We start from the raw sequence: 12,403 nt of genomic DNA, 5'->3' as shown, positions 1-12,403 counted from the left end.
AGCTATCCCTGCAAATCCGCCTTTTCTCCGGTTTTTAACTGTTCCAAATACAACTAAATTCTTTTCGCACCAAGCCCTAATGTCTGATCGGGGCTTGTTTGCGTGCTGCTGGCTAACCGCTTACTTCTTCTTCCCTTTCTCTGCGGCCTGCTGCTGATTCTCCTCCACTCTGAATTTGACGATTCTGGTAATGAGATCGTATGGGAGCGGCTCCTTGATGGGGAACTGTACCGACCCTTTAGCCCCTTTATACTGCGCCAGCTCCTCCTTGAAGGCTTCGATCCCGCTGGGTGCCGGATAGAAACCGATGTGCGTCTTGTAGGCGGCAAAATGCACCAGATTCTTATGCAGGAACCAGGTCGGCATCTGGTAGCTGATCTTCTCCACTGCCTCCGGCGCAGCTTCCGAAATAACCTTACGCAAGCTCTGCAGAAGCTCCTGAACCTCCGGCGCAAAGTCCGCAATATACTGGTCAACCGATTCATAGGTTACTTTACTCTTGTCCACTTCGGCTTCATCTCCCTTGGGCTGGTTCATAGGCGTAGTTAGCTAAGCCCAACTTATATGTAGCACACAGCTTTTCAAAATTCAAATTGTAATGCGTAAGCGTCATGATTCCTTCGTCCTCCCGGCATAGAACCTCAAATATTCGTCCATATGGCTCTTCCAATAGTCCCCGTCATGCTGCCCTGCTCTGAGATGATATTCCACCGGCACGCCCTTCCCCTTAAGCAGAGTATACAGCCGCTCCGTGCCTTCATAGAACCGGTAGCTGTCCTCCGCCCCGCAGTCCAGGTAGATACTCAAGTTCGATAAGTCTCTGTTCTGCGCCAAAAGAAGCGGATCACGCTCCTGCCGCAGCGCCTCCGTCGGATAGAGAAACTGGACCAGACCGTTCTCGCCTCCGGCAAGAGACCAGTCATCCAGGAACAGCGCCGGGCTATGCCCGCCAACCCTGCTGTAGACATCACTATGCAAGAACGCCGAATGCAGACCGATAAAACCGCCCATCGAGATGCCGCCAATATAGCGGGAACCGCGCTCAGCCAGAGTGTTGAAATGCGTATCTGTATACTTCACAACATCTTCGACCAAATAATCCTCATACCGTTCACCGCTTGGCGATGCGGGATTACCCGGATTAGCTACAGCATTCAGCCCATAGCTGTTGTCCATCTGTGGAGCGACGATAATGAGCGGCTCGATCTGACCAGCCTCAATCAGTCGTTCTGCATTCTGCTGAATATCCAGCCCGCCCCACATATCTGTTTCTTTGCTGCCATAGCCATGGATGAAATAGAGCACCGGATAACGCTTAGACGCATTGTACCCTGTAGGAAGATAGACACTGAGCCGCATCTCCCGGTCCAGGGCCTTACTGTGAAAAACCAGATTCTGAACGCCTGGGCTTTGCAGCGGTACCGTCCCAACCTTGTCTGCCGCCTCTTCAGGCGCTTTGCCTGAGTTCTGTGAACAACCTCCCAGCACTATACACAGTATGATAAGAAACAGATACAGCCTGAAGCCTTGAGAACCCCTCATACCGACCGCCTCCCCTTCTCCGCCACAATCGTAGCGCTTACAATTAACAGTAACACACATCTGGATATTTATAGTAGTACAATTATGCCGCTTGGCTGTTCCCTCCTACTGGTTGGCCTAACTTATATATGTTTTAATAAAAATCAATCGTTTTTGCGGTCTGCTCCGTCTTACTTATGAAAACATATTTCGAGGACGACTTCTTCCATAGACCAACACACAAGGAAGAGGGGATGGTGAATGGGGGGAAGACAATGAACAAAGCCAATACAGCAGATCTGGCGCTGATGGATGAAGAGATGTTCTATGAGCGGCTGGCAAGTGAGCACCGCAAACTGTATGCGCTCGCGTACAGCTATCTGCGCTCAGAAGCAGATGCCCTGGAAGCGGTGCAAGAAGCCTCGTGCCGGGCCTGGATGAAGCGCAAACAGCTCAAGAATGAGCAGGCCTTCACACCATGGCTGCTCCGGATTACCATCAACTGCTGCATGGATGAGCTAAGGCGTAAAAAACGTGTGGTGCTGACAGAGAAGCTGGAGGAGGAGCCCCAGGAGATGAGGAGCAGCGACCGTCTCGATCTGGAGCGGGCCATGAGCCGGCTAAAGCCGAAATACCGGCATGCCGTGATGCTCAAATATTACCAGGATATGACGACCGGCGAGATTGCCAAGGTACTGAATAAGCCCGAAGGCACGATCAAAACCTGGATGCGTCAAGGACTCATGCAGTTGCGGAAATATCTGTGAGTAAACAGGAGGTGACAGAAATGTTAGAAAAAGAAGAGCGTGTCCTGAAACAGGACGCCCAGGAGGTCCAGCTTCATGCAGAGGAGATTCAGGAAATGAAAATTTATAAAGCCATGCGCAGTGGAATGGCGCAAGGGAACAAACGCAGCAAACGGCGTTTCTATTCCTATGGGGCCGGCGCCGTATTAGCTGCGGCCGCAGTCATTTTTGTGATTGTCTCATCCTTCGGCTTGCCAGCCGGAGGTACGGACGGTTCCGTCCTCGGCGGTTCAGTGCAGACGGCCAGCACCACAAGCTGGAATGATTTTGCAGACTATCGCAAACAGCCATTAACAAACCGGCTGGTTGGCGGCATCCTGGAACGAAATCTGGTAAAGCCGGTGCGTCAAAGCGCAACAAACAATGGATACCGCATGGATGTGGATGGCGCTGTCACGGATGGCCGTAAAGTGTATATCCTCTTCAATGTACACAACGGTACGGATAAAGAAGTTACTCCTGCGGATACGAAAATTCAATTCGGTGATTATGAGGTTCCATATCCGCATCGGGGCGCAGCCCTGGAGTTAGTATACAGTGGCGAATCCAGAATTCAGCCCGGTGAAGACAAGCGTTTTATTTATTCCACTAACTATCCGGCTGCCATCACTGATTCCAAGGAGGTGAAGTTCACTCTAATTCTCACCGGAACATCCGACCAGGCGCTCACTTCCAGCAGCAACAAGTACCGGACCAGCCTGGAGGTATCGTTTGAGCTTGACCCGGACGGATTCAAAGACCAGGTGCGCACACTCCCTGTGAATCGCACGCTTACAGTGGACGGTCAACAGATCAAAGTACGCCAAGTACAGTATACTCCGTTCAATACTTATGTCGATCTGGAGTATGACAAGGCGAACACCAAACAGATTTTCAGCCTGCTGAATCCTGTTCTGATTACAACAACCGGGAGTCAATCCGAGAAATTGGTTTATCCGGGCAGAATCACGGCCGATAATTCTGAAGTGCACAAAGACCACTCGCAGGCAACGCTTGTATTCAAGCATACCGGGCTTAACCAGCCGGACTCTGCCACGCTGAAGATTGCCGGCATCTCGGCTCTGGAGCCGGACCGTATGAAATTTGTGGTCGATCTGAACAAACAACAAGTGATTGAAGCACCGACCAACGATTGGGAAATAGTCACCTCCAAACAAGAGCATAATGCAACAGCAGAAGAGATTCTGCTCCGGCGCAAAGTGACCGAACTGTTTTATTATACTGATTCGCAAGGGGCAGTACAGGCGGAATACATCGGCGTAGGACTGGCCGACAAATTCACCGATGCGGACGGCCAGGTGCATGATAGAACCAATCGGGAAACGCCACTTGTCAATTTTGGCGGCACCTCGATCTCTAGAGATGGTACGGGAACCGGTGAGATGAGTTTATCTTTTGACAGTCAAGCTGCAGATTACCCGCAGCCGCTTACCCTACCGGTAACGCGAGTTTGGAATCCAATTATGGAGACGCAAAGTATCGAGCTGTTCTCAAAGAAATAGAATACAGCAAGAAGCCCCGCCCAGCCGACAGGCTTGCGGGGCTTCTCCTTTTCTTAAGCGCTGCTTCGCCAGCTCACTCCCTAATTAATTTTGATGAACTGCCACTTTTGCGCATCGGTACCGTTGTCCGTCCATTGCTGCACGACCGCACCGTCTGCTGTCGAGGAATTCGATACATCCATCGCCAGCCCGCTGGCCTTGGAGATCACTTTGTAATACCCGCCGCCGACATCGACGATCTTCCACCGCTGGGCGTTGCTGCCGTTGTCATTCGCCTGCTGGAGCTGGACTCCGCTGGCCGTGGAAGCGTTCGGCACATCGAGCAATTTTCCGCTATGCATCGCCGTAAGCTTGTAGAAGCCGTCTCCCGTGCTCTCCACTCTGAATTGCTGATTGGCGGCGGTGTAATTGGTCCACTGATGCATTTTGGCACCGTCTGCTGTAGAGACATCTGTCACATCCAGCACCTTGCCGCTCGCCTTGTTCATCAAAGTGTAGATCCCGCCGCTGACAATGCCGCTTGTAGGAGCGCCCTCCTGGTACACCCGCACATAATCCACGAGCATCTGTGCCGGGAAGCTGGTGGACGCATTCGGAGCGCCCGGCCAGTTGCCGCCCACCGCGAGGTTCAAGAGCAGGAAGAACGGTTTCTGGAATTCCTCTGTATTGCCGGTTCCGTTCTCAATATAGAATTCATTGAACTGGTTGCCGTCCACGAACCATCTGATGTACTTCGAATCCCATTCCACACTGTATATATGGTATTGGGAGAAGTCCAGATTACCGGATACCCTTCCGAATTCGGCGTGGCCGCCTGCATCCCAGTGTACCGTGCCGTTAACGGCAGCGTTATTGTTTACCCGCTCCATAATATCGATCTCACCGCAGGCCGGCCAGCCGGGCGGGGTGTTGATATTGGAGCCGAGCATCCAGAACGCAGGCCATAAGCCTTGGCCGGACGGCAGCTTGATTCTGGCTTCGATTTTGCCGTATGTGAAATTCTTAAGCCCCTGCGTCTTGATCCGCGCCGAGGTATAGTTCATGCCTTCATAGGATTCTTTCTGCGCAGTAATAACCAGATTGCCGCCGGTCACCTTCAGATTCTGTGAACGGTTGGTATAGTATTGCAATTCATTGTTGCCCCAGCCTCCGGTGCCTGTGCCAATCTCGGCTGTCCAGTTCCCCGTATTGAGGGAAGATCCGTCGAACTCGTCGCTCCAGGCCAGATTCCAGGTTGCTGCGCTTGCGCTCCCTGCAGGGACCAGTGCGATTAATAATGTGAACAGCATGAACAAGCTTAAGACTTTACCTCTTTTAAACATCTTCGTCCTCCTCTTTTGCATTTCGAAGTTGCCCTACTTATTTCAATGCACGCGTACGTTCGCGCAGTTGAAACCTTACCCAACCGGTTTCGGACATGAATATGGCAGCGCCTTCTTCTGCTACATCCCATATATATCGCTTTTGCTTCCCGGAAGAACCAGAAATTTGACAATTCAGCGAACCTGAGAGAAAGTGAAGGACTGTCCTTTCGGAAGACACCAGTAGAGCGGCAGGTTTACATTATACATTTAGCCCCCGTTCCTTCCCGCTAGCGATTGTGTTCAGTTTTTCGCATACATTCGGCCGGATTATCTCCACGCTATCCTATTGCTGTGCTACGTTGTCACCCCCGGCGCAGCAAAAAACCGCGCTCCAACAGAGGCGGTTCATGCTTTTACAAAGATAATGCCGTTGTACTACTCGAGTCCGTGCTCTTCGCGGATTTTATACATCCCTTGCACGAGCAGCTCCGAAGGATCACGGTTAAGCTGCAGATGCGTCAGCAGCAGATGGAGCGGGATCGCGCATACGTTATTTCCGTCTGTGATGGCAGGGAAGCCTGCTTCAAAGACCGGTCCATGCTCCTCGTTCCAGGCCAGTCCGGCATGCACCTGCTCCGGTGCGAACTCCTCCGTTACAGCGGCGATACACATCGGCACCAGCACGTTATCGACAGCAGCCTTGGCTTCCTCTTCACTGGCGAGCGGCTTAGGCATGGAGTTGCCTCCCTTGGTCTTCATCAGCTCGTGGAAGAAGGACGCCATCCAGATCTCCGGACTGTTGCCGGACTGGAACCGGGCAGCCAGCTCACGAAGGAAGAAGCCGCAGTAATAATCAGCGTTATCTTTATCCTTCACACGGAATACAAATACCGGGCCGTAGTTGTCCAGGTTCAGCACCTGTCCTTCCACATCGCTGAAGCTCATTTTGAGCGCTACAATGCCGTTATGAAAAACAGCCTTGAGCAGCTCATTCCAGTTCTCTTCGGTCATGGCCTTCTCGGCAGCTTCCGCTTCACCGTTCACCGGCTCATTCGTGGTCTCATTGGTTGTTTCGTTTGTCATAGTTAAATTCACCCCACTGTCTATCATACCATCCTATTGAACAAGGTAACATACCATATCTCTCAGCCGCAAATGGAAAGCTCTGCCGGACCCGGATGTATGTCCTTATGCGCAAGTGCTATACTAGACAGGGTACAGTTACGATCTCATCTTGCAGAAGGGAATGACACTAACCATGAATACCGAACAATTGGACCGGATTCACACTGGCCTAGGCTTTATAGCTGCTCTGGACCAGAGCGGAGGAAGCACCCCCAAAGCGCTGCTGCAATACGGTATTAAGGAAGACCGTTATTCAGGGGACGAAGAGATGTACACCATGGTTCACAGCATGAGAACACGCATTATTCAGAGCCCCGCCTTTACAGGCGAGCATATTCTCGGTGCAATTCTGTTCGAGAACACGATGGACCGCTTCATTGACGGGCAATATACCGCCGATTACCTGTGGGAGCAGAAGGGCATCGTGCCTTTTCTCAAAATAGACCAGGGACTGGCCGCTCCTGAGCACGGAGTCCAGCTTATGAAGCCTATTCCCGCCCTCGACGATCTGCTGAAGCGGGCTGTCAGCAAGCATATCTTCGGCACCAAAATGCGCTCCGTGATCCATGAGGCGAACCCGGAGGGTATCCGGCAGGCTGTTCAGCAGCAGTTCGGGCTGGCCCGGCAGATCGCCGCCTTCGGACTCGTTCCGATTATTGAACCTGAAGTAGATATCCTCAGCAAGGACAAGCAGGAATCAGAGCAATTGCTGAAACGGGAACTGGCCGCAAGCTTGTCTGAACTGCCAGATGGCGTGAAGGTCATGCTCAAGCTGTCGATCCCGACAGAGGATAATCTATACAGTGAGCTCGCTGCAGATCCCCATGTAGTTCGGATCGTAGCCCTCTCAGGAGGGTATACCCAGGCAGAAGCCAACGGGAAGCTGGCCCGCCAGCATGGAGTGATTGCCAGCTTCTCCCGCGCCTTATCCCAGGGGCTCAGCGATCAGCAGACGGAAGAGGAATTTAACAGCACCCTCGCTGCGTCAATCCAGGCCATCTATGAGGCTTCGATTACTTAAGTCCTCTAGCTCTCCGTCTGTTCGTTGGTTTCTTAGGTTGGCAGACTTAAGCCCCCGAGCCATTAGGCCCGGGGGCTGTTAGCCGTTGCCTAAGCCCGTAGCATCATCAGACTTGCTTAAGCCGCTTAATTCCCTCCCGCACCCTGGGAGCTACCTCTGTCCCGAAGAGACGGATGGCCTGCATCACCTGGGCATGCGGCATGGAGCCGTGCGGGACATGCAGCAGGAAGCGGGTGATCCCTACATGCTCGTAGAGGTGGATGATTTTGCGGGCAACCGTGTCCGGGTCGCCCACATATAGAGCACCGTCAAAGCTGCGGGCGGCATCATAATCCGCACGGTGATACGGCGGGAGCCCTTTCTCCACCGCCCGGACATTCGTCCGTGCATGGGTAGACGGGAAGAAGCCCTCTACCGCAAGCTCATCCGTCTCCGCAACATAACCATGAGAATGTGAAGCAATCGGAAGCTTCGACACATCATGGCCTGCCTTGGCTGCTGCCTCCTTGTAGAGCCGTACATGCATGGCATAATCGGAGGGGTTCACATTGCCGATAATCGCCAGGGCAAAGGGCAGACCCAGAGTTCCCGCACGGACCGCAGACTCCGGAGTTCCCGCACTCGCAATCCATACGGGCAGCGGATTTTGCTCCGGGCGCGGATAGATCTCCAGATTCGTTATAGCCGGACGGTGCTTGCCGCTCCAGCTCACCTTTCCGGGTTCCCTTAGCTTGAGCAGCAGGTCCAGCTTCTCGTCAAACAGCTCTTCGTAGTCCTTCAGATCATAGCCGAACAAAGGAAACGACTCGGTGAACGAGCCCCGGCCCACCATGATCTCGGCACGGCCGCCCGATATCCCGTCCAGTGTTGCGAAATCCTGAAATACCCGCACCGGATCGGCTGAGGACAGAATCATGACCGCACTGGTCAGACGGATCCGGGTCGTCAGCGGTACAGCCGCCGCCATCAGCACAGCAGGCGATGAAGCTGCAAAATCAGGCCGGTGATGCTCACCCACGCCGTATACATCCAGTCCCACCTGATCCGCGAGCACGATCTCCTCCACCACTTCGCGCAGCCGCTCCGCATGGCTTAGAGTCACTCCGGTATTCACATCAGGCGTTGTCTCGACAAAGGTGCTTATTCCAAGTTCCACGTCTTGTTCCTCCTAGAAGTCAGTAATCTTTATATTCTAAAACTAAATAGTCAAATATTCAAAGAAAACTTCTACCCGCAGCAAAAGGGTGCCCCAGCTGTGTCAACAGCCCGTGAGGCACCCTATCGTGTGTTAGCAGGCTAATCGAAGCCGCTCCCGCTTATTTCACCAGCTCCTCCAGGCTGCCAAAGGCACCGGAAGCCGATTTCAGCTTGGATTCGCCTCCGACTACACAGAAGTAATTCTGCTGCGTTACCGCCTCAAGCAGACTGGCATAGCTCCTGATATCCCCGGCTGTGGCCGACAGGATTTCATTACGCTCCTGCTGAAGGTCTTCCGCCGTAATCTGCTCGAAGTAATGCCGGTCCGCCTGACGGCCTTGCGCGCCGGGACTCAGCGGCTGGTCCAGCATGGCCAGGGTCCCGATAATCGCTCTCTCCATCTCCGCTTCATCTGCCGAATATTCTCCGGCAAACTGAGCGGCCCGGTCATAGACCTCCAGCGTCTCCAGCAGGTTCGGATCGCGGTAGGAGGTGAACAGGATCACCCCGTCGCGGCGCAGGAGCAGATTGCCGCCATACGCACCGCCCTTGACCCGGACCGTATTCCACAGGTAGGTCAGGCTGAGGATCTTCTTAAGCACCTGCAGCTTGCCGGAATAGGCGAAGCCCAGCTTCTTATAGTCATAGCCTTTGACTACATACTGCACCTGGCTTGCGGACATGAAGCCTTCGTTAACCGCTTGGCCCTGTGCAGACAAGAGCGGCTGGGACTCCACCGCCAGTCTCTGCAGGTCCAGCTCCTGCACATGTGCGGCGAATTCCGCATACGAATCCGCCGTACCGGTGATGGAGAGCGTCAGATTTTGCGTATTGAACAACACCCCGCAGATTTCCTTCAACGTATCCGCAAGCCCCTCCGCCTGCTGGTCAATGGTGCGGGCCAGCTCCTTGATGAAGCGGTAATACCCCACACCGCCAAGCTGCTCCTCGTACATCCCCCGATCCGAGAAATAGGACAGCACGCGGCTGGCTGCAATCTCATTGCCTTTCTGGGTCAGCATCGCCTCCATCCCGGAGGCCTCCCGGCGCACAATCTCCTGCAGCTTGGACAGGTTATCCAGATTGCTGCCGTAGAGCAGCTCATGCAGCAGCTTCAGGGAACCGCCGATGTTGCCCTGCATGACCTTAATCCGGGCGCTGAATTTGGCCTGATAGCTGCCCTCCGAAGCCTTCCCGGCTCCGAACACCTCGTTCTGAAAACGGATGCCCCCGGTCGAAATCCCGATCTCACTCGTCAGCTCCTCAATACTGTAAGCTTCCGTCTCCAGCTGTCCAAGCACTCTCGCCAGCAGCTCAAGATAGGGAATCTGCTGCGCTGCAAGCATGCTGGTATCCCAGTACAGCTTGATATAGGCAATTGCACCGGCAGCCACTTCATGATGCAGTACCTTTATCCCATCCAGCGTATACTCCACTGTGTGTACCCCCGCCGGGGCGATAGGGTTAATATCCTGCAAGGTCAGCTTCGGCAGCTTCTCCAGTTCTTCAGCGGGATCAGGAGTGTTCTGACGGGCCAGCAGCTTCTGCGTGCTAAGCACCAGCTCTTCCAGCTGTGCCGGGGCCAAAGACGCTTTGTATGACGCCAGACGGCTGCGGACTGCCGCATCCTTTTCCCCCGCCAGAGTCTGAGAAGGCTGGAGGACAACGACACTGCAGTGGTTACTGTTCAGCAGATAGGTCTCAATCAGCCGCTCGAAATAGCGGCCCGAGCATTGTTCACGGATCGCCGTAAGCGCGGCTTCGTACTCCAGATACGTGGACGGCAAGCCGTCATACAGCCAGGCCTTCATCACTTCCATATTGTAGGTAAGACCCTTCGGATATTGGGTGAAGTCGGCTTCCCGAAGTTCAAATTCCTTGCTGTTCACCGCAGCCAGCACCAGCTTCTCATCCAGACCGTCTGCTGCAAGGCGGCTTAAAGTGGTTCTGACGAGATTCACGAATTCTTCCTTGGCCTCAGGGTTGGAATGTGTCAAGGCAATACCCAGCATAGGCTGAACCATACTATCCGAATAAAAGGAAACCACATCCTTGCCCAGACCGCTCTCCAGCAGCGCCTGCTTCAGCGGGGCCGCGTTGCTGTCCATCAGCATGCTTTTCAGAATGGCAAAAGCCAGATTCAGCTCCCGGTCGAGAGAGGTCCCTATTACATAATTCAAGCTCAAGTATGTCTTGTCCGCAGCCGTTTCCGTCTCCAGAATGGGATACTCCGCCGTAAGCTGGGTAATGCCGACCGGGGCCTGTAGCGGAATGGAAGTGTCCATTGTCTTGCGGGTATAGCGGCTGAGATATTCCTCATGGATAAACTTCAGCCGTGCTTCGATATTCAAATCGCCATAGAGATAGAAATAACTGTTCGACGGATGATAATAATTCCGGTGCGCCTCCAGAAACTGCTCATAGGTCAAGGCAGGGATATGCTGCGGATCACCACCGGAAGAGTGACGGTAGATCGTACCCGGATAGAGGGATTTTTTGATGCGGTCAATCAGCACTGTCACCGGCGAGGAATACGAGCCCTTCATCTCATTGTAGACAACGCCCTTGTAGATCAGCTCATCCCCGGAATGCGGCAGCTCATAGTGCCAGCCCTCCTGCTCGAAGATCTCCGGCTGACTGTAAATGTTCGGCTGAAAGACACTGTCCAGATAGACCTCCATCAGATTGGCAAAATCCTGATCATTCTGGCTGGCTACCGGATACATCGTTTTGTCGCTAAAGGTAAAAGCATTCAGGAACGTCTTCATCGAGCCCTTCAGCAGCTCCACGAACGGTTCCTTCACCGGGAATTTGTCCGAGCCGCACAGAACCGAATGCTCCAGAATGTGAAACACTCCCGTGCTGTCCGCAGGCGGAGTCCGGAACGTTACACTGAACACCTTATTGTCATCCTGATTCTGTACATAGAGCAGCCGTGCGCCGCTCTGCTGATGCTCCAGCGTGTATACGGAGGATTCGATTTCCCGTATGTACTCCTTGCGTATCACTTGAAACCCGGAATAGACCTCACCTGCTATTAAGCTGCTCATATAATTCCCCTCCTTAGTTCAGGGCCGCCCTGATTCCATGAGCTTATCATATCCGGGGTTTCCGGCTCAACCGCTCAACGGCCTGCTGCTCATCCGCTACAAAAAATATATCCTTCCCCTGATTGCATTCATAAATGAAATCACGCAGACTGCTGCTGGTATAGCTGCTGAAATCCCCCACCACGGCTACCTTCACCTGATAGTTAATGAATTTCTGCAGAATCTCACCGGCCAGCCGAGTCTTGAGGTCGAAGAACTCCTCGCTCAGCAGCGCCTTATGGATCACGATCCGGTCACATTCCGTCTCATAGCGTACCGTCGCCATCAGATCCAGTGCACTCTGGACATCCCCCACCACAGCCTCGTTGCCGCTTACTACAGCGATGATTGTGCCGCCAGCTTCTATAGTAGTTATGTTCATTGCTATAACCTCCTGATCGAATATGTTAAAATATGCGGATAGCTAATATTAGCAGCAATTGAATTGTACAGTAAAGGATGGATCATGATGGAGCTGACGATGAATTGGATTACACTCAGGGTACGCAATCTGGAGGCTTCCCTTGATTTCTATCACCGAATTCTAGGGCTTCCGCTGGAGCGCAGATTCGAGAGCAGAGGGAAGCAGATCGTCATGCTGGGGATAGAGGGACAGCCGAAGCTTGAACTCATAGAGGGTAGTGACCCGCCGTTGAAGCCGGAATGCGGAGTATCTGTAGGGTTCGAGGTTGGGTCGCTGGACGAGGCTATGGCGGAGCTTAGTAAGGAAGGAATTCCGGTAGCCCGAGGCCCTATCGCGCCGAATCCCAGCCTGCGCTTCTTCTATATCCTGGACCCCGACGGCTTCGAGGTACAGCTTGCGGAGCATCTGTAGAGT

The 12,403-nt window shown here is 53.4% G+C and carries 11 protein-coding genes; 4 read left to right on the top strand and 7 right to left on the bottom strand.

Annotation, left to right across the window (positions count from 1 at the left end; all coding sequences use genetic code 11):
- Positions 1 to 120: 120 nt before the first annotated feature.
- Together MKX63_RS22750 and MKX63_RS22745 are read right to left on the bottom strand one after the other, a co-directional pair.
- Positions 121 to 537, bottom strand: coding sequence for an iron chaperone (locus tag MKX63_RS22750; RefSeq protein WP_341020264.1), 417 nt, complete (start codon positions 535 to 537; stop codon positions 121 to 123).
- Between the two features lie 72 nt (positions 538 to 609).
- Positions 610 to 1,542, bottom strand: a complete 933-nt coding sequence (locus MKX63_RS22745; RefSeq protein ID WP_341020263.1) for an alpha/beta hydrolase — start codon at positions 1,540 to 1,542, stop codon at positions 610 to 612.
- A 254-nt stretch (positions 1,543 to 1,796) separates the two neighbouring features.
- Here MKX63_RS22745 and MKX63_RS22740 point away from each other — a divergent pair, with 254 nt between their 5' ends.
- Together MKX63_RS22740 and MKX63_RS22735 are read left to right on the top strand one after the other, a co-directional pair.
- Positions 1,797 to 2,288 (top strand): sigma-70 family RNA polymerase sigma factor, encoded by a 492-nt coding sequence (locus MKX63_RS22740; protein WP_341020261.1) that lies wholly within the window; start codon positions 1,797 to 1,799, stop codon positions 2,286 to 2,288.
- A 20-nt stretch (positions 2,289 to 2,308) separates the two neighbouring features.
- Positions 2,309 to 3,829, top strand: a complete 1,521-nt coding sequence (locus MKX63_RS22735) for a DUF4179 domain-containing protein (protein ID WP_341020259.1) — start codon at positions 2,309 to 2,311, stop codon at positions 3,827 to 3,829.
- Between the two features lie 80 nt (positions 3,830 to 3,909).
- Here the strand turns inward: MKX63_RS22735 and MKX63_RS22730 are convergent, their stop codons facing one another.
- Both MKX63_RS22730 and MKX63_RS22725 read right to left on the bottom strand, forming a co-directional pair.
- Positions 3,910 to 5,151, bottom strand: coding sequence for an RICIN domain-containing protein (locus MKX63_RS22730; RefSeq protein ID WP_341020257.1), 1,242 nt, complete (start codon positions 5,149 to 5,151; stop codon positions 3,910 to 3,912).
- A 417-nt stretch (positions 5,152 to 5,568) separates the two neighbouring features.
- Positions 5,569 to 6,216 (bottom strand): hypothetical protein, encoded by a 648-nt coding sequence (locus MKX63_RS22725; protein WP_341020255.1) that lies wholly within the window; start codon positions 6,214 to 6,216, stop codon positions 5,569 to 5,571.
- A 175-nt stretch (positions 6,217 to 6,391) separates the two neighbouring features.
- On the opposite strand from MKX63_RS22725, the gene MKX63_RS22720 reads away from it, so the two are divergent.
- A complete protein-coding gene (locus MKX63_RS22720; RefSeq protein ID WP_341020253.1) occupies positions 6,392 to 7,279 on the top strand; it encodes a fructose bisphosphate aldolase in 888 nt (295 codons plus the stop codon).
- Between the two features lie 106 nt (positions 7,280 to 7,385).
- Here the strand turns inward: MKX63_RS22720 and MKX63_RS22715 are convergent, their stop codons facing one another.
- The 3 genes from MKX63_RS22715 to MKX63_RS22705 form a co-directional block, all read right to left on the bottom strand.
- On the bottom strand, positions 7,386 to 8,435 hold the full coding sequence (locus tag MKX63_RS22715) for an Atu2307/SP_0267 family LLM class monooxygenase (protein WP_341020252.1): 1,050 nt from the start codon (positions 8,433 to 8,435) through the stop codon (positions 7,386 to 7,388).
- A 160-nt stretch (positions 8,436 to 8,595) separates the two neighbouring features.
- Positions 8,596 to 11,526: an insulinase family protein gene (locus MKX63_RS22710; protein WP_341020251.1), complete on the bottom strand. Its 2,931-nt coding sequence runs from the start codon at positions 11,524 to 11,526 to the stop codon at positions 8,596 to 8,598.
- A gap of 46 nt (positions 11,527 to 11,572) precedes the next feature.
- The gene (locus tag MKX63_RS22705; protein WP_341020249.1) at positions 11,573 to 11,947 is read right to left on the bottom strand and encodes a DUF4180 domain-containing protein; all 375 of its coding nucleotides are present in this window, start codon (positions 11,945 to 11,947) and stop codon (positions 11,573 to 11,575) included.
- Between the two features lie 63 nt (positions 11,948 to 12,010).
- Between MKX63_RS22705 and MKX63_RS22700 the strand changes: the two genes are divergently transcribed.
- Positions 12,011 to 12,400: a VOC family protein gene (locus MKX63_RS22700; protein ID WP_341020247.1), complete on the top strand. Its 390-nt coding sequence runs from the start codon at positions 12,011 to 12,013 to the stop codon at positions 12,398 to 12,400.
- The last annotated feature ends 3 nt before the right edge of the window (positions 12,401 to 12,403 follow it).

Origin of the sequence: Paenibacillus sp. FSL R7-0179, assembly GCF_038002265.1 — a bacterium.
Taxonomy (GTDB): domain Bacteria; phylum Bacillota; class Bacilli; order Paenibacillales; family Paenibacillaceae; genus Paenibacillus_AQ.
The sequence above is the reverse complement of the archived record's forward strand: the minus strand, read 5'-3'. Positions and strand labels throughout refer to the sequence as shown.